Genomic DNA, 21545 nt, shown 5'->3' with positions numbered 1-21545 from the left:
TTTCCTGCTGGCAAGGTCTTTTCCTACTTTGCTTTAAAGGTGATGGTTTCCTCAAAGTCGTTTCCTTCCAGATCGGTGCCATCAACCGTAAGGATCAAGGTATTTCCCTTGAGTTCAAATTCGTATTCATGGATGTCATCTTCAGATTCGGCCCAGGTATAGGTAAGAGGATAGTTCCAGATAATGTTATCACCGTCTATTTCGTACTCGTAATCGCCTTCTTCCTCTTCATCGCCGTCCAGAAGAAGGGCAAACCCTCCCTTTCCGTCCAGTTTGAAGGCAATGTCATCAGTGCCAGCTTGGCCTTGCACAATTTCTAAAATGTCCTGGGGAGATTGCCCATCGAACTGAACTTCGTGTTCATCCAGTTCCCAGGTTTTCTGGGCCAATTGAGCTTCTACAGTTGGCTTCGGGTCGTTTTCTTCTTTGTCATCGTTCTTGTCACAGGAAGAGAACACCAACGTGAAAGCGGCTAAGAGGGTCAGGAGGTAAGATTTTTTTAACATGACAGGGAATTGATTAAGTGAAAGAAACATGGATATAGGTTAGAAATGGATTTGAATACTGGTCTTTTATGCTGCAAGTAGTTGTTGGTGAAGTACTTGGTGTTTGTGCTAGTAAGACCAGGCCGCTGGGAAGAACCCCTACCACCAAGAAATGAGAAGCGGGCACGAACTGCCTGAAACCGGATTTCAGGCAGGTGAAGGCGGCAAAAGGAATTACTGAATCAGGATAAAAAATGGGGAGGAATTTAGCGGGACTGCCTGTGAACTCCGTGCTTGCGAAGCGTGAAGTTCTTCAAAGGCATGTTTTAAGGCTCTTTTTTGGAAACGAGAGCCAAAGGAGATGTGCTCTATCAAAGCACGGAAAGTCTGAAGGGAGTTCAGGTTGAGGAACAGCCTGAGAGGATTTTTTTGCAGTAGAGGCCGGCCGGAAAACGGTGCCGTTCAACAACTCATTTTTGGCTTGATTTGGTTAAAATGCCCTTAAAACAGAAGAGGGAGCCTAGGCTCCCTCTTCTGTTTTGCATAAAGTATAATGACGCGTAAGTGATCGGCTTACATCGTCTTTAAGGTAACGGTACCATCTATCTCATAGCCGGAAATAGACTGGGAGAATTCTCCCTCTAGGCTGTTGCCCGACAGTTGGGTTATCGTGAGTTTCAAGTCATTGACCGGCAAGCCAAAGGAGGAGCCGGCGCCTTTAATGGTTAACACATCTCCCTCCAGCGTCCAAGTTCCGGGGTACTGTTGTGGATTAGAATCGTCGCACTTGGTGGCTCCTTCGTCTACCGTCACCACTCCGTTAGCCCTGAACTCTATAAAATTATCTTTTTCACAGTCCTCAAAGTCTTCATAAAGATCTTGTGAACCAATGATTGGGAGAGCTACCTCCAAAGCGGTGATCTGCCAGCGTTTGTTCATCAGCATATCCTCTTTAGATGGGGTTGCGTCGTCATCGTCGCTGCAGGCACTGAAGAAAAGGGTGCAGCAGAAAAGGAGAAGAAGGAGAGGATGTTTTTTCATAGGTTCAGATGTAAGGTAGCCTGTATACGAATGTAGCTGGTTAGAAGCTTAAAAACGAGCGAAAATCTGGAGGTAGTATAGAGGAACAACCTGCGCCAACAAAAAGACCAGCCTGGCGGACTGGTCTTTTTGTTAGATACTAGGGTGAAATTCCGCTTACGGGATAAGCACCGCCCGGAACTGGGTCACGTCAATGGTAGGCACGTTGGCCTTATAATACGAGTTGATGGTAGAGATCAGGTTGTTTGCTACAATCGCATATCCTCTGGGAGTTAAGTGCACACCGTCCAAAGAGAATAGGTTACCAGTGACAAAAGCCGGTGAATACGCGATGTTGTTAAGCGTGAACCCTTGCTTGATGGTGTTGAAATACGCGTTCATGTCTGCGTAGGCCACTTTCTTGGCCGTAGCGGCGGCAGAGAGTTTGGTGTTGAAGTTTTGGGTAGCCGCTTTTACCGCCGCCGTCTCGGTCTCATCCAGTACCTCCTGATTTCTCAGCGGATTGAAAGGAGAGAAACCGTGCGGTACCGGCTGAGGCACGCCTGGCAGTGCTTCTGGGGTGCCAACCGTTGAAGTAAGCAACACGAAATCAGTTGCTTTCGCCTCGCGCACCGCGCCAGCGCCGGTAGTGATGTACAGTTTGGCGTTAGCTGCTTGCGCCTGGCTCATTAACAGAGCAGTTGCCTTAGTTGTGAAGAAAGGCACAGACGTTACATCTGGGATGTTAATCACCACGCCTTGAGCGGGAAGTACCGCCATCATGGCGTCAAGGGCAGACTGGAATTCAGTGTCCGTCGTGATGGGAGATAATCCGCCCGAAGTGGCAAAGCCTAACACGTCATTGTTGCCCAGCCACATGGTGAAGAAGGTTCCCTTTACGGAAGCCACTTTGTTCACGTACGGAAGCAAACCTCCGGCGGGAGTTGCCTCGTTGGGCAGCAAACGCTGGTAGTACGGGTTGAAGCCCAATGGATTGTTGAAGCCGTAACCCGGTGTCACCACGTCTTTCATCCGGATGCCCGGGATGCCCAGGTTTTGCACCTCGCCAGTGAATTTGGTCAGTAAAGGCGTTTTGCCATCAGCGCCCATGCCCGTTACCGCCAGGTTGGTGGTGACGTTTTCAGTGGTGGGCAAGCCGGTGGAAGAGAAGCCTGTTAACCGGATGTACCCAGAGCCATTGCGTTGCTCATTGGTAAACAAAGGTTGCGTAAAAGGCCCGCCGCCTACAAAGCTGAACTGGTTGGCCAGAATATTGGGATAAGAATACACCTGGCCTTCCAGGTACAGGCCGTTGTCCTGGAAACCGGCAGTTAGGGAGTTACCCACCGCCACGTACTTGCTTAAGTCCAGAGGGCCGCGGCTAACGGTAATGTCCTCCTCAAACTCGGGTTCACAGCCAGAGAATAAGAAAACGCTGGAAAGAAGAGCGGCAGCGCCTAATCTATAGAATATGTTCTTCATGATGCTTTACGTTAAAACTTGTAATTGATGCCTACGCCCGGGATATAGGCCACTGATTTGTAAGTACCAGCCACACCGCCAGATTTGCTGGCGTCATCGGTGCGCTCTTTCTTGTTGATGTACAGGAAGGAAGCATCCAGGTCAATCTTCTCGCTGAGAGCCAGGGTTAAACCGGCAGACACGCCTCTGGAGTCAGCGTCTGGGGTTTCTGGGGTCAGGTAACCCGCCTGTACCGGAGAGTTGTCGTAATAGGCCCCAGCCCGCACTGTTAAGATATCAGATACTTTGTACTGAGCACCAACGCGGTAAATAAACACGTCTTCATAGTTACGAGGGCTCTCGGTGAACATTTCTCCCCGGATGCCGGCGTTGTAGTCAAACCGCAGTGATTTGTAAGCGCTCCATTGCACCCGCTGTACGTCAACGCCAATGGTCAGGTCCTCGGTGGGTTTGAACCCAATCCCCAGGGTAATGTTGGCCGGTAACGGAAGCTTGGCGTCAAACTGGGTAGCCTGAAACTGACCCGCCACTACGGGCGATGTAGGCAGCATGAACGTGACATCGCCTTCTTTTACTTCCATCTCTACTTTAGAGCGATAGGTCAGACCCAGAGAAAGCTTCTCGGTAGGCTGGAAATAAACGCCCAGATTATACCCGAAGCCGCTGGCACCGCCGTCCAGTTCAATGCCGCTTTCAGCGTAGTTGGCGTCCTGGAGCGGGATGCTCCGCTGTAGGTTCACACTCCCAATGGAGTAAATCAGGCCGGCGCCAAATCCCAGTTTGTCGGAGATCCGGTAACTAACGGTGGGTTGAATGTAGATGGCCTGCAAAGTCAGCTCGTTCAGCCCGAAGCGCCCTTGCCACTGGTCGCCCCAGTTCACCGATGAACCGTACGGCGTGTACACCCCAATACCAAAGCGCAGCGGACTTTCCTCTTTCCCGAAGGAGGCATATACCTGGAACGGCGTGCTCAGCGGATTATCGGTAAAAGCCTCTGAAATTCCGCCGGCTGGTTCTCTGTAGGCGATTTTCGCATTCAACGCACTTACCCCTAACTGGATACCGTTCTGCCGCAGATGCGCCAAGGCTCCCGGGTTAAAGAAAATGCTACTTTGGTCCAGAGCGAGCCCGGTGCCCACGTGCCCCATGCCTATCTGCTTTTGCCCCTGAAGGTTAGCCTGGAACCCTCCAGCGTTGGCGACGCCCGCAGAGAGCACAGCACTGCCCAATAAGGCTAAAAATTTACTTTTCATGCGTTTGCTAGTTAAATATAAGTGTTTTAGGTTCTTGCATATTTGGTAATCAAATATAGAAAAATAGAACAGATATTTAGATAATGTTATGCATATCACCATATTTTTTATAAAAAATTATTCAAGCTGGAGGGTGGCGCACTACTACAGAATAATGCAATCATGTTTGTGCCTGCCCAGCCAAGGTGTAGAGGAGAAACAGGAGGGCCGGGCAGCGTTGTAGCGACTCTCCCAACAGCAGATAAGACGGGTATTTCCCAGGTTTCAGGAGGCGGTAGAAACCCGCGCAGAAAAAAATAGCCCGCAGGTCATCTCTTTTTTACCAGATGCGTTTAGCCATGACTGGTTAAGAGATAGATACTATGTATGACGTATTGATTGTAGGCGGAGGTCCGGCCGGTTTAAGCGCCGCTATGTTATTGGGGCGGTGTATGCGAAAAGTGGCTTTGTTTGACACCGGAGTGTACAGAAACTCCTATTCCCACGCCATGAACGGCTTTATTTCCCGTGACGGCACCCCGCCGGGCGAGTTTCTGCGCCTGGGGCGCGAAGATCTGGCGAAGTATGAAGTAGACATCAAGCAAAAGCGGGTGGTGCGCGCCACCAAAGAAGGCGACCTATTCAAGGTGGAGGATGAGGAAAACCAAGTTTACCTTTCCAGAAAACTTCTGCTGGCCACCGGCTTGTGTGACCGATGGCCTAAAATCCCCGGAGCAGAACCGTTCTACGGCTCCAGCATCCACCACTGCCCGTACTGTGACGGCTATGAGTCCAAAAACAAACCCCTGGCAGCCTATGGCAAGAACCGAGATGCCCTTGGGCTCTCCCTGTCCCTGAAGACCTGGAGCAGTGACGTGATGCTCTTCACCGATGGCACCAACCGCCTCACCCGCGAAGACCGCGAACTCCTGGCCCGCAACAAAGTCCAGATCAATACCTCGGCCATTGAGCGTCTGGAGGGCGAAGACGGACACATGCAGCGCATCGTGCTCAAGAACGGGCAGGTAGAAAACCGCGAAGCCCTGTTCTTCGCGACCGGTTCAGACCAGCACTCAGACCTGGCCCGGCAACTGCAGTGCGATTTCACCAGCAAAGGCGTGGTGAGAACCTACAAACACCAGCAAACCAACGTGCCCGGCCTCTACGTAGCCGGAGACGCGGCCCGCGACATGCAGCTGGTCATTGTGGCCGCCGCCGAGGGTACCAAGGCAGGAGTGGCCATCAACATGGAACTGCAGAAAGAATTCAGAGAATAACACCAGCAGATGCCGGGTTCGCCAACCCCGCAGGTAAGGTCCGTTTCAGGGCAGTTTTCCAGAAAACCGCCCCGAAATGGACCTTTTCAGTAGTAAGAATTATCAGTTGTAAGGACTCAGAAACGAAATGCCTCTCTATGGCGCGGAAGTTACTTCCGTGCCTTCCCTTATGAAAGATCTTGTCACCTCAACAGAGCAAGCACAAGATCAGAAAAAGGAATTACTGCTTTCCCATCGTCCTCTCCAGAAAGGAGTTTGGCGGCAAACGCCTGTGTCGCGTAGATAAACGGCTTTCCTAACTGGTTCCCAAGCTCCTTTCAGGAGGGAAGTACAGTTTGCCAGGTCTTCAAAGCTGCTCCACGGCTGATGCGCCCGTGGTTCCCGGCGAGTCTGGAGACTCGCATCATCCTACGTCACGAGACTGAAGTCTCGCGCCAGTTTCTTCTATTCGTAGACTCAGAACTCAGGACTCGTGACTCAGAACTCAGGACTCAGTTGTACGCAGCTCCAACGAGTGTCTCCGCCAATGCCGTTTACAGCGCATTTTCCACAAAAGACCCTAAATGCAGGAGCGGAGAAGTTGCCCGACGAAGGTTACGTTTTGCTGGAAGTTTTGCGTTTCTGCTGCGAAAGCTTCCGGAAGTAGCGGTCAGAGAGGCAGTATTCGTGGCCTTCTACCAGCAGGTGCATGGTGAGGTTCTCAATCGCGATGGGTTGCCCTTCGTCTACTTCCTCCAGATTGGAATAGCGCACGTGCGAGCCGTCCATGATGGTGACCACCCCGTTGCCGAAGACTTCTATGTGATTGCCGTTTTTGATGATAATGCCGGTTTCCTCGCCCAGCCCCACGCCCACAAACTGAGGACGCTTGGTGACAGCGTGCGCCAACCGACCAAAGCGGCCGCGCTCGGTGAAATGCGTGTCAATGAACACATTCTGGATAAAGCCCAGGCCGTGCGTGGTCTTTACCTCGCCTTTCTGCAAGGAATGGTAGCCGTAGCCCTCGTAGATCATGCGGTCAGACATGGCGGCCGCGCCGGCGCTGGTGCCTGCAATGGTGATTTCCTCTTCCCTGTAGCGCCGTTGCATAAGCTGGTGCAGTTGCGAGCCCGCCAGAAACTCTTTCAGGCGCAGCTGGTTGCCGCCGGTAAAGAAGATGACCTCGGCCTGCGCAATGCGCGAAAGGTACTCGGGCTTGTCGGCTTCGTTGTCTTCGTCAATGTGCATGAACCGCACGCTGTTGCAGCCCAGCTCCTCAAACGCCTCTTTGTACGCCTGTCCAGACTCCATCGGCTCCAGGGTGGCCGTGGTGATCACTTCAATGTTAGAGTCAATGCTGCAAAGCTCAGAGCGGATCAGGCTGATCAGGCCATCGTCATCGCCCCCGCCTAGTGCTATCAACGTTCCTTTGGGTACCTGCATAACGTGAGTTGTGTTAAAATGAGCGTGCGCTGCCGGGTGGCTGGTAGAAGAATCAACGTAGCACCCGGCGCAAGGGTGTCAAATTACGGTAAAAATGAAAAGGAATCCACTGGAAAGCCTCATCGGGCGGGCAGCTGCCGGGTTTTGGGGCCGGTTTCAGGAAAGTAGCCTCCAACGATGCCGGTCCTGAATACGTATCTGGAAGAGATATGAAGATCGAGCAATTTGAAGACAAAGGGCTGGCCCATTTCTCGTACATCATCATGGATGATTTCGAGATCGCGGTCATTGACCCCGTGCGTGACCCCCGCCAGTACGAAGAGTACGCCATGATTCATGATGCCAAGATCACGGCCATCATTGAAACGCACCCGCACGCCGATTTTGTAAGTGGGCACCTGGAGCTTTCAGAAGCCAAGCAGATTCCTGTGTACATAAGCAAACACGCCAAGGCCCGGTATGAGCACAAGCCTTTCAACGAAGGCCAGGACCTGAGAATCGGGCAGGTAACGTTGCAGGCCCTGGACACCCCGGGCCATTCGCCAGACAGCATCTCTTTGTTGCTGCGCGATGAGACCGGCAAAGAGCACGCCGTATTTACCGGCGACACCCTCTTTATTGGCGATGTAGGCCGTCCCGATCTGCGCGAGAACGCGGGCCACGAAACCGCCACCCGCGACAAACTGGCCCGCCAACTCTACCACTCTACCCGCCAGAAACTCATGCCGCTGCCCGATGCGGTGCTGGTGTACCCGGCGCACGGGGCGGGCAGCCTCTGCGGGAAAAACCTGAGCAATGCCAAGTGCAGCACCATCGGGGAGCAGAAGCAGACCAACCCCGCCCTCCAGGAAATGACCGAAGACGAGTTTGTGGCCTTCGTGACCGCCGACCAGCCCTTCGTCCCGAAATACTTTGAATACGATGTGCACCTGAACCTGAAAGGCGCTCCCAAGTTCCAGACAGCCGTAAAACAGGTGCCCATTCTGGAACCCGATCACAAACTGAGCAAAAGTTGCCTCCTCATTGACACCCGCTCGCAGGAACAGTTCAAGCAGGGGCACTTGCCCGGCGCCATTAACCTGCAGGACGGCCCCAAGTTTGAAACCTGGTTAGGAGCCGTGGTAGGCCCCGAGGAAGGATTTTACCTCATCGGCGAAGGCGAGGAAAAACTACGCGAGCTGATTGGCCGGGCCGCCAGCATTGGCTACGAATCCCTGATCACGGGAGCCCTGCCGGTGCCCCCCGCTGGCACAGAGCAGTCGCCGGTGCTGGACTTAGCCGCTTTCAAAGCCAACCCCGGGGCCTACACCATTGTAGATGTAAGGAACACAAGCGAGGTGCAGGAGAAGCGGGTGTTTCCCGGAGCCCTGGAGATTCCGCTGCCCGAGCTGCGTGAGCGCCTGGACGAGATCCCGGATGATAAACCCATTGTGGTGCACTGCGCCAGCGGCTATCGGTCTGCGGCCGCCGCCAGCATTGTGGCCCAAGCCAAAGAGGAAGTACCCGTCTATGACCTGAGTGAAGTGGTAAAGGAGTTCAGCGCAGGAAGCTAAGCGTAAAGGAATCCTGCTGGCAGTCGATGTCCTGTCCTGCTTTGGGGCCGTTTTGGTGAAAACGGCCCCAAAGCAGGACAGGACATTGCTTTTTCAAAATTAGAAAGGATATAGGAGAACTGCTTCCTCAGAACCCATAAGATCCCGGAAAAAGGGAAGGGTCAACTGATAAAGGTGCTGCGCCAAAGGGGGGTAAATGGACGGAATCTCAAGCGGCAAAAGTCCATTCCGTACGAAAGAGATTGGTGTTTCCAGTAAAATCAAATAACTTCGGGTAAAAGGCTGAAGTTAGGACGAGCTTTTCCATCCGAAAACTTCCCGAGCTTCTGCCGTTTCTTCTTACTTATCAAATGACATGGTGCTCTGGTGAGCCTTGTCACGTTTGCTTATGTTCTTTTTTTTGCGTGCTTTTTTCCTCTGTCTTGTCTGTCTCCTTTTTGTTTCCAGCGCTTCGGCCCAAATCCTGAACGTAGAGAAAGTTCGGGTAGAACGAGATTCTTCTAATTACTTCACCGGTAAACTAGGCGTTAACCTGAATTTGTTCAACCGGGCGGTGGGCAAAGAAGGCGCCACGGATCATTTCCTGGGCCTGACGGGCAACGGCAACATTGGCTACGTGTCTGAGCACAATACGTATCTGCTGCTGGCCTCCTATAATTATGTGCGCCTCAAAGGCGAGACCCAGGTAGAAACGGGCTACGTGCACGGCCGCGTGACCTTCAAACGGAAAGATCGGTTGTCTTATGAAACCTACGGCCAGGCCCAGTATGATTACAACCGCGGACTTGAACTGAGAATGCTGGCCGGGGCGGGCATCCGGTACGCCGTGGTGCAGAAGGAGAACATCAAGTTCCATTTGGGCACGGGCGTCATGTACGAGTTTGAGCGCTGGCATCACCTGGAAGAGGAACGATACATCAACAAACACATCCCCAAACTCTCCAACTACGCCAGCATCCGGCTGCCGCTGAATCCCTTTCTGGAACTGAACACCATCCATTATTACCAGGTGGGCTACGACCAACCCGCCGAGATGGCCCGGCACCGGTTCAGCGGCGATGTGTCTATTGTCATGAAGATCAACAGCCGTTTCCAGCTGACCACCAACTTCTCGCACACCTACGAGAACCGCCCCATCGTGCCCATCCCCAACTACCTCTACAGCCTCACCAACGGCATCCAGGTCAGCTTTTAACCTGGCAAGCAGCTCCTGCGGTTTTCCGCCTCATTTTAGAAAACTGCCCATAAAACACCCTTTCAGATTCTCTGGAACAGCCTTCTTAAAGAGCGTATTGCCCTTTGGCACCATAATTAATTCGTTGAGCTAAGTGCCCTAGTATTTCAAACATCGGATGATGGTAGGTCCAAGTTGGCAACCTGAACTATGGGAATGAAACCCACCCCTACCCCTCCGAGGAGGGGAGTTTTCGCAGTTGAACCGCAGTCTTAGTTCTCGGTGAGAACACCAACAACGGCGAGCGAAACCGGTCAGCGCACAGACATTCATCTCCGTCCGCAGGACGATACAGGCACTGCAGCGGCTCTAACCCAATAACGGAAAACTGCGCTCTCTCGGAACTGGGCCGCATGCGTAGCCCAGTTCCGAGAGAGCGAATGCAGCGGCGGATAAAGTAGCAGCTGCTTACGTCTGCTATGGAACAGAAGGCTTTTCCAGGTGTCATGATTACTGAAGAAAAGACTGTTTGAGCGTCAGCGAGTTTCTTTTCTTCATGATTCTTTTGGTTACTTTTCTCATCCAGGAGAAAAGTGACAAACGCGGGCAGACCGCATCTGCAGCCACAAGGCTTGGCAAAAAGGAAGTGGAGAGCAAGGGCGAGTTGCTAACTTGAAAAGCAGTTATGGTCGTTGGTGAGAACACCAACAACGGCGGGCGGAGTAGCAAAGGCTCAATAAAGAAAATGGATCAGCAGGTGTAAACATCCCCCTTCACCCCCTTCAAAGGGGGAATCTCTGCTTAAGGGAAGTTAACTTGATTGTTCAACAACGGTGGGCCGGGCTGACTGCTCAACAGTTGATAGCTCAATAAAAAGAAAAAGGCACGGAAGTAAATCCGCGTCATAGCGAACCAAAAGACAGCAGCAGAAAGAAAAATCACGGAAGTAAATCCGCTCCATAGAAAAGCGAACACCCTTCTATAAACCCTCAAACCAAATCCAGAAACGAAAAGTCTTTTTCAAACTAATTCTCGGAAAACAGCCTCAAAACAGATCAATCATCCCCACCCCCGGCTCGCCGATTCGCTTTTTTCTGCCCGTGTTTCTGCTTGGACAGCAGCCGTTTCTGCACAGCAGCTTTAGACGGGCGGGTTTTCTTGCGGGGTTTGGGCCGGTGCAGGGCCTGTTCCAAGACCTCGTACAGTTTTGCCACCACCAGCTCTTTGTTGGCCAATTGGCTGCGGTCTTCCTGACTGGCCAAGTGCAGGAACCCTTCTTTGTTCAGGCGCGGGGTCAATTTCTCCAGAAGCAGGTCTTTCTGTTCCTGAGTGAGCAGTGCGGAGTTCGCAATGGAAAACCACACCTCTACCCTGCTGGCGACTTTGTTGACGTTCTGCCCGCCGGGGCCACTGCTGCGCGAAGTCTGGAAAGTTAATTCTGAGGTTAAATCTGGGAGCATAGGAACAGTACGTAAGACAGGGCAGAGCGATACTTCTCCAGTCAGGAGGAAAATACAGGAGCCAAGGACTGGCAAGAAGCACTCTCTAAACTAACATCAGCCCAGGCAAGCTCTGAGAAATTCAGCGGAAGTTCAAGAGAACCGCTCTTCATCCTTTCCAAGATAAGCCTCATGGGGAGGGCACGCTTCAAGTGAAGGGGAGCATCGCCTGAAATAAGAGTTGGTTTCCTGCTCTATGCCTTGCTGGAATTTTTCTTTCTCCCCGCATCAGCCTTGTTCATTTCTGGACATCATCCGTTCGCGGGTGGACAATTGGGAAAAGGTGTTAGTTTGTAAATGCCTATAAGTAAACTATTTATCATCTGGCATGGCTTTGGAAAAGAAACTTACCAGAGCGGACAACCTACAGAGCAACCGGTGCATCTTTTAACTGTAGCGGGACACGGAGACCGGAAGAAAGAAACTGGCTTTGGCTTGGTAGGGAGGCTACTCCCGCTCATTCACGCAGTCTTTTTAGTAACCTTTAACATCTAATGCCATGAAACTCATCGTCTTATTATTCGCCATGTGTATTGGTTCAGGCCTGGCTTTGCAGGATGCCTTGAGCGGCATTCGCTACAACCAGGAAGTCATTTACATCAACCAGTCTGGTGCGCCCATGCCGGGGCCTACCGCTGAAGACGCGGAAACTGCTACGCCCATCACCTACCACCAGGGAACTACCGGTAAAGTAAGCCTTAATGCGTAAGTAAGCTGGGTGTTTACATCGGTTTTGAGCCCGTTTTTTTGAAAACATGCCCAAAGCAGCCCAGACGTGGCTAGGCTAAAACCAGGAGGAGGAAGACTCTTTCTTTTTCTTCTTCTTTTTGTCTGATGGGCTGAAAATGCCTTTGATGATCTGACCCGGGGTGGGGGGCTTTTCCTTGATCAGCACGTACCGGATAGAGAAGGCACCCCCGAAACTTAACCAATCCTCATGCCGCAGGTGGATAGCTGGTTTTAAATCGGCAGACAACAGGAACGGGAGCCCGTTGACTTTGTACTCCAGGCCTCCAATCACATCAAAGCCGTAAATAGTGCCGTAGTCCTTTAAGTGGCCTCCGTGTACCCCGCCGCCCATGTAATAATTGAAGCGCTGCCCCAGCACAGGGAAATGCTGCTCGGCCAGTAGGGTGGCTGTCACCTGCCTTGTGCCGGCCGTGACCATGCCTTCCAGGGTGGTTTTTTCCAGAATCTTTTGTTGAATGGTTCCTCCAAACTCGTCGTTGCCAATTCTAACCCCGGCGGCGGTTTTGTAACGTTGGGCCAGGGCAGGCAGGCAACCCATGAACAGGAGGCATAGCCCGGCCAGAAATATTTTCTTCATGTGGTAAAGTACGGAAGAGATAACCAAACAGCTGCCCAAAAAATACACCGGGCGCTTACCTGCAGAACGCCTCCGGCTCCATTTTCTTTCACGGCGTTTTCTTAAAAACGATGGGAAAGCAGAGACGTTGCCCTAAGGAGCCTGAAGATCAGCTACTTTATAGGGGTTGATGAATTTTGCTTTTATCTACGAAATATTTCGTGATTAAATTTTCTTTTTACGAAAAGCTTCGTATAATTGTCTACGAAACAAGTCGTAGAACAGAGCCGAGTTGAATACCATGGAGAATACCGCCCCTTTAAAGCCCACCGAAACCGAACTGGAGATCTTGCAGATCCTGTGGCAGCACGGGCCCAGCACCGTTCGGTTTGTGAACGAAGAACAGAGCAAAGTCAAGGAGACCGGCTACACCACCACTCTCAAGCTGCTGCAGATCATGTTCGAGAAGAACCTGGTGTCGCGCGATGAGGAGAGCCGCTCACACGTGTACCGCGCCGCCGTCACCGAAGAAGAAACCCAGCAGCACCTCCTGGGCCGCTTCCTGGACACCACGTTCCGGGGCTCGGCCATGAAACTGGTCATGCAGGCCCTGGGCAATCACCGCACCACCCCAGATGAATTAAACCAAATCCGCCACCTATTGAAAAAACTGGAAGATGACTCCTCAAACGCTGATTCATGATGTACTTCCGCAGGAGGTGACCCACGCCCTGGGGTACACGCTGCTGCACTCGCTCTGGCAAGGAGCATTGATGGCCCTGCTAGTTGGGGTCCTGCTGAGATTGATGCACCGGCACTCAGCGGCAACCCGCTACTGGGTGACCTGGGGAGCCCTGATGGCGCTGCTAGTAGTGTCTGTGGTGACGTATTGGAAACTCTATGCACCTGCCGCTGCCCCCCAGGAAGTTGCCGCGCAAACCTCTGGAGGGGTGCAGTGGGAGACCACCGTGTTGCAAGCGGCTCCGGCTTCTTTCTGGGAAACCGCAGTAACCCAGGGGCAGGCGTATTTCAACCAGCACTTACCGGCCGTGGTGCTGCTCTGGCTGATGGGCCTGTTGCTCATGGGGCTGCGGGTGTTAGGCGGATGGGCCTATGTACAGCGGCTTCGGTCTTACCGCACCCGGGACGTGCCCGAGGTCTGGCAACAGAAAGCGCAGGAGTTGTCGCGGCAGTTGGGCCTAAACCAGTTGGTGAAAGTGACTGAGTCTGCGTTGGTGCAGGTACCCATGGTCATCGGGCACTTCAAACCGCTGATTCTGCTGCCGCTGGGGGCCTTGACCGGACTGGCAACGGCGCAGGTAGAAGCCATTCTGGCGCATGAGCTGGCCCACATCCACCGGCGCGATTATCTCCTGAACCTGCTGCAGAGCATGGTGGAGACCTTGTTTTTCTTTCACCCCGCCGTGTGGTGGATCTCTGACTGCGCCCGCACCGAGCGGGAACACGCCTGCGATGACCTCGCCCTGGAACTCTGCGGCGATTCCCTCACCTATGCTTACGCCTTAACTAACCTAGAAGAACTGATCATGAAAACGAACGTAACCTCTCCCCGCCTGGCCATGGCTTTTTCTGGCCGCCGGAGGTCATTATTGAGCCGTATCACGCGGTTAGTGCAGAAATCCGCCCTGCGGCCTTCCTTCTCCGAAGGGTTTCTGGCCAGTTGTGCCGTTATGGCCGGCGTGCTGGCGTTCTCGGCCAGCGCCTGGGCCAACTACACCGTTCCTGAAAAGCCACTCCAGGCCGAGAATCCCGCTGAGAAACCGGTTCCCGCCAACGCCATGATTTCGGCCGCGGCCGAGGAAAAACAGGAGGCGCTGGACGAAGACCTTACGTTGCAGCAACTGGAAGACGGCCTGGTGATTGTGCAGAACAAAAAAGGGAAGGTGGTGGAGGTGTACGTTAACGGCCGCCGGATTCCTAAAAGCGAACTGGGCAAATACCAGTCCCGCATAGACCAGCAACTGGCCTCGGCCAGGAAAGGCAAAACGCTCCGCGATGATGAAGAGGTAGAAGCTGCCATGGAAGAAGTGGAAGCCTCGTTGGGCAACCTTGAAGAGCGCGGCCTCGGCCGGTTAGCGCCCCTGCCTCCCATGCCGCCCATGCCCCGTACTCCGTCGGCTTTCAGAGGCAGCGAGATAGCACCCGTGCCTCCGGTTCCGCCGGTGCCCCCGCTCCCCGAGGACAAGGAAGGCAACAAGCGTTACGAGGCGTCCATGAAAGAATATGAGGCGCGCCAGCAAGAGTACGAAGCCCGCATGGAAGCCTTTGCCGAACGGCAGGTGGAGTTTGGCGCCCGGATGGAAGTGAGCCAGGAACGCAGAAAGGAGCAGCAGGCCCGCCGGGAAGAAGAGCATAAACGCCGCATGGCCGAGCACGCCGTGCGTCAGAAGGAACACGAGAAACGCATGGCCGAACACGCGGTGCGCATGAAAGAGCACGACGAGCGCATGAAGAAACATGACGCCATGATGAAAGAACTCAAGGCGGCCTTGGTGTCTGATGGCCTCATCAAATCTGCCGACGCGGACTATGAATTTAAACTAGACAAATCCGGCCTTTACGTGAACGACAAGAAGCAGTCTGACGCCCTGTTCCAGAAATACAAAAAACTCATGCAAGCCACCACCGGCGAAGACGTGGAACTGTTGCTGAAAAAAGAAGGCTCCAACTTCAGAATCCAGTCGAACCGCCACACTGAAAAATCGAAGTAAGACCTGGTTGATGGAAGTGTGAAAACAAAGATCCCCTTCGGGTGCGTTTTAGAGCTGTTTTCTGAAAAAGGCGGCAAAAACGTACTGGAAGGGGATTTGTGTGTGTTGGGGTTTTGCAGGAATTGCGCGGGAGACCAGCTGTGAGTTCTGGCGGGTTTCTTGATCCGGTTTCCTGATAACGCTCTGCTCTAATTTTTCTCTGCGATGAAAATCAGGTGGGTAGAAACGGTGCCATCGGGTTGGGGAAAGGATTTGCGCGTCAGTTCTATCACCTCAAACCGGTTCTCTTGCAGCAGGGGCCGTAGGTCTTCCTCTGAGTAATAATGCACGTACATCTTTTGCTGGCCATCACGGCTGGTTTCATACCTGGAGGTTGCATAGTTGCCTTCTATGGTGCTGAGGTACAGAATTCCCTTCGGGGTCAGGAGGGAAGCGCAATCAAAAAGCAGTTTCCGGCAGTCTTCCCGGGATAAATAGGGCAAGCAGAAGCCGCACATGATGCCCTCAAAAGGGCCGGGTTGCTGGTCAAGGTCGCGGGCATCCATCAGGTGAAAGCTTGCCGCAGGGTTGTTGGCTTGGGCCAGTTGCACCATGCTGGGAGCCGCGTCAATGCCCTTGATCCGGAAATCGGGCCGTTGGGACAGGAGGTAGCGGGTGATGTTGCCCGGGCCGCAGCCAATCTCAAGGATGCGGGCCTCCGGCTCTGGGAGCAACCGACAGAAAGCGTCGTACGTGTCGTTGTACAAGTCCAGGTCCATGAACCAGTCTTGGTAGGAGGAGGCCAGCTGGTTCCAGGTGGCCAGTGTTTCTGCGTAGCGGTCCATGTGGCTGAGATAAGGAAAAGGCGCAGGTCCGGGCGGTTAACGGGTGTATTCCATTCGGTACAAATCAAATCCCGGGGCCCAGTAATCCGGCACCATCTCCAGCAGTTCAAAGCCCATTCTCTCGTAAAACTGATAAACCAGTTGCGAGGTCCTCACCGAGATGGTTCGCACCTGTTTTCGGTTTTTGAGCAGGTTAATCCGGTGCTGCAGGAGTGAGCGGCCCAAACCCTTCCCCTGGTACGCCGGGTGTATGATGTCCCAACTGATCTTACCGGTGGTGGGGTCTCCTGAGAAGTTGATTCCTCCGCAGCCGGCCAAGGTGCCGTCGTGTTCTACCACAAAGTACAGCTCCCGTTCATGCTCCAGGTAATGGATGAGGTCTTTTTCCTCCTCCGGAGAGAAGTACGCGGGCGTGTTCAGGCGCAGCAACTCCAGCACGGCGGGTTTGTCTTGCGGGGTGTATTCCCTGATCACTACTTCCTGCGTCATTTCCATTATGATTTGTAAGGTGTTCGATTGTTGTCGTTGATGCGCCGGTGATTCCGCCTTCGGCAAAGGGGAAATTCCTTTTGATAGAAGATCACCGCATCTCAATATACAGAAAACCGTTTGGTTGATTGCCTGCGGGTGTTCTCGTTTTGGGGCCATTTTCAGGAAAATACCCGCAAAACACAGGGGCCGTCACATCAGGTAAAACCGTACCTTCGCGTTTGTAATTGCCTTGAGACACGAGCGTATGAGTGAGAACCTCTTTCCGGAAATGCAGCACTTGCTGGGGCTGCCCTTCACCAAAGCCACCCGGCTGGGACATGTACAGTACTTCCACTTCGGGAAGGCGCACATCAGGAACGCGAACGGCCTGGTGCTGGACGTGGGCGCCTGGACGCTGGAGGTCGCCTGCCATTGGCAACTGGAGGAGGCCGGCGCGGTCACCATTCGGTTTGAGGAGGTGGAGATTCCCCGCGATACCCAAACCCTCGCCGATCCGGCGTTTGATCCGCAGGTGCCCGGCAGCAACCTGCGCGACCGCAAACTGCAGGAACTGGCGCGGGGGCAGAAAGACGCGCTCAGGGTCTGGCAAGTGACCGCCTCGGCGGAGGGCGAGTTGACCATTTCCCTGGAAGGAAACCGCACCCTGCGCGTGCAGCCCAGCCAGGGCGTGCTGGAGACCTCGGCCCATTTCTGGCGCCTTTTCAGCAATACACAGGAGGAAGGCGGCGTAGGGTTTGGAGCCAATGGCGTGGTGCGGGCGTAAAAAGCGGTGCGGTCCGTTTCAGGGCTGTTTTCCGGAAAGAAGGCCTGAAACAGAGCCCTCGATGTTTCCAGAATTTCCGCGACAGAGGCCTTGCTGGTCAGGCGGTTTTAGTACCGGACGGAAATCGACTGAGTCATTGCCTTACGCACGTTTGTGCCTTTGTTACTTGCGGCGGTTTGCAGTATCTTGCTACGGATATATAGGAAGAACCTCATCTGTTTTATGGGCAAGCATCTGCGGAAGTACCCGGTCTGTACCAATTGTGATTACGTCTTTACCCAGGAACAGCCAGATAACTTCTGCCCTAAATGCGGGCAGGAGAACCATGACCTGAACGTTCCTTTCCAGCACGTGGCGCTGGAACTGCTGGAAGGCACCATCCACTATGACAGCAAATTCTGGGTGACGCTCAAGTACCTGCTGTTCGCGCCCGGCAAACTCACCAATGAATTCCATCGGGGCCGCCGGATGGGGTACGTGCCGCCCATTAGGTTGTACGTGTTCATCTCGTTTGTCTTCTTTTTCCTGCTCTCGCTGCGGGCGGGCCATATCAAGAACGGTGACGAGGTCCTGGGCAAGGACATCCGGGAGACGCCTGTTCAGGTAGATAGCCTCATTACCAAGGCGGGGCCCCAGGCCCGGGACTCCATCCGGAAAGAGCTGGAAGCGCGCAACCTCAACTTTGACAGTCTGCTGGTAGTGAACAATGAAACAGAAAAGGAGCGATTCTCCGCGCTGGACAGCATTCCGCACCACGCCTCCAAAGAGCAGTTAGACGCTGCCCTCACCCAGATGGGTGTCACTTCGCATAACTGGTTTTCCCGCGGACTCCTCCAGAAAGCCGCCGATTTTCAGCGGCTCACCAGAATTGAGCTCGCGGCTAAAGCGCTGAAGTACCTGTCTGTGATGATGTTTGTGCTCATGCCCGTGTTTGCGCTGCTGCTCAAGCTGGTCTTCTTCCGGGCCCGGCGGTTCTACATGGAGCACCTGATCTTCAGCATTCACCTGCACTGCTTTTATTTCATGCTGTACATTGTGTACATGCTCTCATTGTACCTGTTCACCTCGTTTGATTTGTTTGGCTGGGCCAATCTGCTGGGCATTCTGTACCTTTTCTTTGGCTTGCTGCGGGTGTTCAAGCGCGGGTACCTGCGCACGTTCTTCAACATGTGCACGCTGCTATTCCTGTACCTGGTCACGGGCGTGGTGACGCTGCTGCTGGGTCTGGTGGTGAGTCTGGCCATTTGATTTTCTTTTTTGCCCCGGAGGTAGGCAACCTTTGGGTAGTTTCTGCATCTTTTAAAGAAAACGGTTCTAAAACAGCTACACCCATGAAAAAGACATTCGCTCAATTTTTACTGCTCTTCGCCCTAATAGGGTTGGTGTCTCAGGTACAGGCCCAAGGGGTGCAAGGGAACGGGATCATCAAAACCGAGGCCCGGTCTGTGAGTGCGTTCAAAGGGCTGCGGGTGAGCGGTGGTTTTGAGGTGGTGCTCACCCAAGGCGCCACCCCCAGCCTGAAACTGGAAGCCGAGGAAAACATTCTGCCGCTCATTGAGTCCCGAGTAGAAAACGGCATTCTGGTGGTGAAAACCAAGAACAACAGCATCAAGAACGCCAAACGCCTGAAGGCTTACGTAACCGTGCGAGATCTGCAAACGCTGGAATTGGCCGGCGGCATCAAACTCACCTCCACCAACGCCATTACCGGTAGCACGCTTAAACTGGACTTCGCCGGAGGCATCAACGCCACCATGGTGGTGCAGGTGAAGCAACTGGAGGCAGAACTGGCCGGCGGCACCAAAGTGACCCTGAGCGGTAGTGCCCCCAAAGTGCGTCTGGACCTGGCCGGAGCCACCAACCTGAAAGCCCTTGACCTCAAAACCGATTACCTGTCCATTGACGCCGCCGGAGCCAGCAACGCCGAGGTAAACGTGGCCAAAGAACTGAATGTAGATGCCGCCGGCATTGTGAACATCGGCTACAAAGGCTCGCCCAAAATCAGCCACAACGGCATGGGCAAAGTAAAACCCATCTAAGTTCCTTTCCTGTTACCAGACAAACGCCCCGGCCGAGTGATCAGCCGGGGCGTTTGTGTTATGCCGTAGGCGAGCAGGAAGTAAGAAGGCCGGAGAAGCTGTCTTTTTGGGCAGACTGGGCGAATTTCTCAAACGAAGCAGATTTTCCAGGCTAAGCAGCGTTCTATTTAAGTGCCCACTTCTCATATGTCTATTTAGTAAGTGCTTTCTCTGGTTCAGGTTTTCAGTTCGATATCAAGTGCATTCTCTGGTTCAAGTTTTCAACTTGGACCTACTATGGGCGGAAGTTTGCAAATCTCTGAGGCGGTGGCCGCATGAAAAGGTCCGGTGGATAAAGTTTTCCCTCGCTTCTGCCTAATGTAACCGCTTGAGGTACAGAAGAGAATAGATACATCCTTCCGCCTGCGTTTCTGCTGATTGGCTAATCGGTAAAAAGCCGTTTTAGGGGTGTTTTCTGAAAGTTGGCTTGTTTTCCTCCGCAACAACAAGTAAACTTAGAAGTGCAAATCTTTTTGCCCCCGAAATTCTCGCTTACCTAACAAACAAACCCTTGAAAAGACGTGATTTTATTGGACTGACGGCCATGGGCGTAGGAGGGCTGCTGCTTTCCAACGTGCCCACCTTCGGTCACGAGATTGACCCGGCCCGCGCGTTGGAGCCCGTAGATGTGGCCCTGCACAAACGCCTCGCCGATGTGGCCCTCAACGCCGCCAAAAGCAAAGGCGCCACCTACACCGATGTGCGCATCGGGCGCTACCTCTCCCAGAACATGTTCACCCGTGAGAAGCAGGTGCAGGGCATCAGCACCACGGAGTCCTACGGCGTGGGCGTGCGCGTCATCGCCAACGGTACCTGGGGCTTCGCCGCCACTTCAGACGTGAGCGACAAAGGCATTGCCAAAGCCGCTGAGCAGGCCGTGGCCATCGCCAAAGCCAACGCCAAACTGCAGAAAGAGCCGGTGCAACTGGCCCCGCAGCAGGGGTATGGCGAGGTTTCCTGGAAAACGCCCATTAAACAGAACGCCTTCGCGGTGCCGGTCTCAGAGAAAGCCGATTTGCTGCTGGCCGCCAACGCCGCCGCGCTGGCCAACGGTGCCAATTTCGTGAACTCCGCGCTGTTCCAGATCAACGAGCAGAAATACTTCGCCTCTACAGACGGTTCCTACATTGACCAGGACATCCACCGCATCTGGCCTAACTTCACGGTAACCGCCGTAGACAAAGCCTCCGGTAAGTTCAAGACCCGCGACGCCCTGAGCGCGCCCATGGGAATGGGATACGAGTACCTCACCGTGAAAGCCCCTACCATGAAAGGCCCCGAAGGTACCGGCCTCATCGGGTACGATAAATACTTTGACATTGTCGCGGATGCTGGTCTGGCGGCCAAGCAGGCCCGCGAGAAACTCACCGCCAAGAGTGTAATGGCCGGTAAATACGACCTGGTGCTGGACCCGAACCACCTGGGCCTCACCATCCACGAAAGCGTGGGTCACCCGCTGGAGCTGGACCGCGTGCTGGGCTACGAGGCCAACTACGCCGGTACCTCCTTCGCCACGCTGGACAAATGGAAAACCAAGAACTTCCCGTACGGCAGCAAGCACGTCACCATCTTCGCTGATAAGGTGCAGCCGGGCTCTTTAGGAGCAGTTGGTTATGACGACGAAGGCGTGAAAACCAAGCGTTGGGACCTCATCAAAGACGGTACGCTGGTGAACTACCAGGCCACCCGTGATCAAGTGCACATCTTGGGCGAAAAAGAATCGCACGGCTGCTCTTACGCCGATAACTGGAGCTCGGTGCAGTTCCAGCGCATGCCTAACGTGTCATTGGCACCGGGCAAGCAGAAACTGAGCGTAGACGAGATGATCAAAGACGTGAAACGCGGCATTTACATTGCCGGACGCGGCTCTTATTCCATTGACCAGCAGCGCTACAACTTCCAGTTCGGCGGGCAGCTGTTCTATGAGATCAAAGACGGCAAGATTGTGGGTCCATTGGAAGACGTGGCGTACCAGAGCAACACCCAGGAATTCTGGAACTCCTGCGCCGCTGTGTGTGACGAGAGCGATTACCGCCTGTTCGGTTCCTTCTTTGACGGCAAAGGTCAGCCCAGCCAGGTAAGCGCCGTATCGCACGGCTCCGCCCACACTCGCTTCAACGGCGTGAACGTGATCAATACTGGTCGTAAGATTTAATTAACTCCAGCTGGCAACACACTTCTGCAAAGTCGTGTGTCTTGCTACCTG

The 21545-nt window shown here is 53.7% G+C and carries 19 protein-coding genes; 10 read left to right on the top strand and 9 right to left on the bottom strand.

What is annotated here, in order from left to right; translation table 11 throughout:
* Nucleotides 1–23 precede the first annotated feature (23 nt).
* The 4 genes from H7U12_RS13735 to H7U12_RS13720 all read right to left on the bottom strand — a co-directional run bounded on the left by H7U12_RS13735 (nt 24) and on the right by H7U12_RS13720 (nt 4240).
* Nucleotides 24–506 carry a hypothetical protein gene (locus tag H7U12_RS13735; RefSeq protein WP_186638863.1) on the bottom strand — a complete coding sequence of 161 codons (483 nt, stop codon included), beginning with the start codon at nt 504–506 and terminating at the stop codon, nt 24–26.
* Nucleotides 507–1058: 552 nt separating this feature from the next.
* A complete protein-coding gene (locus H7U12_RS13730; RefSeq protein ID WP_186638861.1) occupies nt 1059–1526 on the bottom strand; it encodes a lipocalin-like domain-containing protein in 468 nt (155 codons plus the stop codon).
* Between the two features lie 156 nt (nt 1527–1682).
* Nucleotides 1683–2987, bottom strand: coding sequence for an SGNH/GDSL hydrolase family protein (locus H7U12_RS13725; protein WP_186638859.1), 1305 nt, complete (start codon nt 2985–2987; stop codon nt 1683–1685).
* 11 nt (nt 2988–2998) lie between these two features.
* The gene (locus H7U12_RS13720) at nt 2999–4240 is read right to left on the bottom strand and encodes an OmpP1/FadL family transporter (RefSeq protein ID WP_186638857.1); all 1242 of its coding nucleotides are present in this window, start codon (nt 4238–4240) and stop codon (nt 2999–3001) included.
* 362 nt (nt 4241–4602) lie between these two features.
* Between H7U12_RS13720 and H7U12_RS13715 the strand changes: the two genes are divergently transcribed.
* Complete coding sequence (locus tag H7U12_RS13715) at nt 4603–5496, top strand: NAD(P)/FAD-dependent oxidoreductase (RefSeq protein ID WP_186638855.1); 894 nt, start codon at nt 4603–4605, stop codon at nt 5494–5496.
* A gap of 594 nt (nt 5497–6090) precedes the next feature.
* Here H7U12_RS13715 and H7U12_RS13710 read toward each other — a convergent pair.
* Nucleotides 6091–6918 carry a cyanophycinase gene (locus H7U12_RS13710; protein ID WP_186638853.1) on the bottom strand — a complete coding sequence of 276 codons (828 nt, stop codon included), beginning with the start codon at nt 6916–6918 and terminating at the stop codon, nt 6091–6093.
* 209 nt (nt 6919–7127) lie between these two features.
* Between H7U12_RS13710 and H7U12_RS13705 the strand changes: the two genes are divergently transcribed.
* A complete protein-coding gene (locus tag H7U12_RS13705) occupies nt 7128–8471 on the top strand; it encodes an MBL fold metallo-hydrolase (RefSeq protein WP_186638851.1) in 1344 nt (447 codons plus the stop codon).
* Between the two features lie 388 nt (nt 8472–8859).
* Nucleotides 8860–9666, top strand: a complete 807-nt coding sequence (locus H7U12_RS13700; RefSeq protein WP_186638849.1) for a DUF481 domain-containing protein — start codon at nt 8860–8862, stop codon at nt 9664–9666.
* 1034 nt (nt 9667–10700) lie between these two features.
* Here the strand turns inward: H7U12_RS13700 and arfB are convergent.
* Nucleotides 10701–11105: an alternative ribosome rescue aminoacyl-tRNA hydrolase ArfB gene (arfB, locus tag H7U12_RS13695; RefSeq protein ID WP_186638847.1), complete on the bottom strand. Its 405-nt coding sequence runs from the start codon at nt 11103–11105 to the stop codon at nt 10701–10703.
* A gap of 538 nt (nt 11106–11643) precedes the next feature.
* Here arfB and H7U12_RS13690 point away from each other — a divergent pair.
* Nucleotides 11644–11853: a hypothetical protein gene (locus H7U12_RS13690; protein ID WP_186638846.1), complete on the top strand. Its 210-nt coding sequence runs from the start codon at nt 11644–11646 to the stop codon at nt 11851–11853.
* Between the two features lie 75 nt (nt 11854–11928).
* Here H7U12_RS13690 and H7U12_RS13685 read toward each other — a convergent pair whose 3' ends face one another.
* Nucleotides 11929–12471: a hypothetical protein gene (locus H7U12_RS13685; RefSeq protein ID WP_186638845.1), complete on the bottom strand. Its 543-nt coding sequence runs from the start codon at nt 12469–12471 to the stop codon at nt 11929–11931.
* Nucleotides 12472–12751: 280 nt separating this feature from the next.
* Between H7U12_RS13685 and H7U12_RS13680 the strand changes: the two genes are divergently transcribed.
* Together H7U12_RS13680 and H7U12_RS13675 are read left to right on the top strand one after the other, a co-directional pair.
* Nucleotides 12752–13153: a BlaI/MecI/CopY family transcriptional regulator gene (locus H7U12_RS13680; protein ID WP_186638844.1), complete on the top strand. Its 402-nt coding sequence runs from the start codon at nt 12752–12754 to the stop codon at nt 13151–13153.
* Complete coding sequence (locus H7U12_RS13675; protein WP_186638843.1) at nt 13128–15182, top strand: M56 family metallopeptidase; 2055 nt, start codon at nt 13128–13130, stop codon at nt 15180–15182. The genes H7U12_RS13680 and H7U12_RS13675 overlap by 26 nt, the downstream gene beginning before the upstream one ends.
* A gap of 188 nt (nt 15183–15370) precedes the next feature.
* Here the strand turns inward: H7U12_RS13675 and H7U12_RS13670 are convergent, their stop codons facing one another.
* Nucleotides 15371–16006 carry a class I SAM-dependent methyltransferase gene (locus tag H7U12_RS13670; protein WP_186638842.1) on the bottom strand — a complete coding sequence of 212 codons (636 nt, stop codon included), beginning with the start codon at nt 16004–16006 and terminating at the stop codon, nt 15371–15373.
* Nucleotides 16007–16042: 36 nt separating this feature from the next.
* Complete coding sequence (locus H7U12_RS13665) at nt 16043–16501, bottom strand: GNAT family N-acetyltransferase (protein WP_241749356.1); 459 nt, start codon at nt 16499–16501, stop codon at nt 16043–16045.
* A 241-nt stretch (nt 16502–16742) separates the two neighbouring features.
* On the opposite strand from H7U12_RS13665, the gene H7U12_RS13660 reads away from it, so the two are divergent.
* The 4 genes from H7U12_RS13660 (at nt 16743) to H7U12_RS13645 (ending at nt 21494) form a co-directional block, all read left to right on the top strand.
* Nucleotides 16743–17261 (top strand): hypothetical protein, encoded by a 519-nt coding sequence (locus tag H7U12_RS13660; protein ID WP_186638841.1) that lies wholly within the window; start codon nt 16743–16745, stop codon nt 17259–17261.
* Nucleotides 17262–17483: 222 nt separating this feature from the next.
* The gene (locus H7U12_RS13655) at nt 17484–18509 is read left to right on the top strand and encodes a DUF3667 domain-containing protein (protein WP_186638840.1); all 1026 of its coding nucleotides are present in this window, start codon (nt 17484–17486) and stop codon (nt 18507–18509) included.
* Nucleotides 18510–18592: 83 nt separating this feature from the next.
* Nucleotides 18593–19300 carry a head GIN domain-containing protein gene (locus H7U12_RS13650; RefSeq protein ID WP_186638838.1) on the top strand — a complete coding sequence of 236 codons (708 nt, stop codon included), beginning with the start codon at nt 18593–18595 and terminating at the stop codon, nt 19298–19300.
* Between the two features lie 550 nt (nt 19301–19850).
* Nucleotides 19851–21494, top strand: coding sequence for a TldD/PmbA family protein (locus tag H7U12_RS13645; protein WP_186638836.1), 1644 nt, complete (start codon nt 19851–19853; stop codon nt 21492–21494).
* The last annotated feature ends 51 nt before the right edge of the window (nt 21495–21545 follow it).

The sequence above is a fragment of the Rufibacter sediminis genome (assembly GCF_014269285.1).
In the GTDB taxonomy this organism is placed as follows: Bacteria; Bacteroidota; Bacteroidia; order Cytophagales; family Hymenobacteraceae; genus Nibribacter; species Nibribacter sediminis.
Note: the sequence above shows the minus strand (reverse complement) of the source record. Positions and strands in the feature narration are given on the sequence as shown.

What these genes read in the sequence shown, in the direction of transcription:
- H7U12_RS13735 (WP_186638863.1), bottom strand. Translation starts at nt 506, where the DNA reads ATGTTAAAAAAATCTTACCTCCTGACCCTCTTAGCCGCTTTCACGTTG.
- H7U12_RS13730 (WP_186638861.1), bottom strand. Translation starts at nt 1,526, where the DNA reads ATGAAAAAACATCCTCTCCTTCTTCTCCTTTTCTGCTGCACCCTTTTC.
- H7U12_RS13725 (WP_186638859.1), bottom strand. Translation starts at nt 2,987, where the DNA reads ATGAAGAACATATTCTATAGATTAGGCGCTGCCGCTCTTCTTTCCAGC.
- H7U12_RS13720 (WP_186638857.1), bottom strand. Translation starts at nt 4,240, where the DNA reads ATGAAAAGTAAATTTTTAGCCTTATTGGGCAGTGCTGTGCTCTCTGCG.
- H7U12_RS13715 (WP_186638855.1), top strand. Translation starts at nt 4,603, where the DNA reads ATGTATGACGTATTGATTGTAGGCGGAGGTCCGGCCGGTTTAAGCGCC.
- H7U12_RS13710 (WP_186638853.1), bottom strand. Translation starts at nt 6,918, where the DNA reads ATGCAGGTACCCAAAGGAACGTTGATAGCACTAGGCGGGGGCGATGAC.
- H7U12_RS13705 (WP_186638851.1), top strand. Translation starts at nt 7,128, where the DNA reads ATGAAGATCGAGCAATTTGAAGACAAAGGGCTGGCCCATTTCTCGTAC.
- H7U12_RS13700 (WP_186638849.1), top strand. Translation starts at nt 8,860, where the DNA reads ATGTTCTTTTTTTTGCGTGCTTTTTTCCTCTGTCTTGTCTGTCTCCTT.
- arfB (WP_186638847.1), bottom strand. Translation starts at nt 11,105, where the DNA reads ATGCTCCCAGATTTAACCTCAGAATTAACTTTCCAGACTTCGCGCAGC.
- H7U12_RS13690 (WP_186638846.1), top strand. Translation starts at nt 11,644, where the DNA reads ATGAAACTCATCGTCTTATTATTCGCCATGTGTATTGGTTCAGGCCTG.
- H7U12_RS13685 (WP_186638845.1), bottom strand. Translation starts at nt 12,471, where the DNA reads ATGAAGAAAATATTTCTGGCCGGGCTATGCCTCCTGTTCATGGGTTGC.
- H7U12_RS13680 (WP_186638844.1), top strand. Translation starts at nt 12,752, where the DNA reads ATGGAGAATACCGCCCCTTTAAAGCCCACCGAAACCGAACTGGAGATC.
- H7U12_RS13675 (WP_186638843.1), top strand. Translation starts at nt 13,128, where the DNA reads ATGACTCCTCAAACGCTGATTCATGATGTACTTCCGCAGGAGGTGACC.
- H7U12_RS13670 (WP_186638842.1), bottom strand. Translation starts at nt 16,006, where the DNA reads ATGGACCGCTACGCAGAAACACTGGCCACCTGGAACCAGCTGGCCTCC.
- H7U12_RS13665 (WP_241749356.1), bottom strand. Translation starts at nt 16,501, where the DNA reads ATGGAAATGACGCAGGAAGTAGTGATCAGGGAATACACCCCGCAAGAC.
- H7U12_RS13660 (WP_186638841.1), top strand. Translation starts at nt 16,743, where the DNA reads ATGAGTGAGAACCTCTTTCCGGAAATGCAGCACTTGCTGGGGCTGCCC.
- H7U12_RS13655 (WP_186638840.1), top strand. Translation starts at nt 17,484, where the DNA reads ATGGGCAAGCATCTGCGGAAGTACCCGGTCTGTACCAATTGTGATTAC.
- H7U12_RS13650 (WP_186638838.1), top strand. Translation starts at nt 18,593, where the DNA reads ATGAAAAAGACATTCGCTCAATTTTTACTGCTCTTCGCCCTAATAGGG.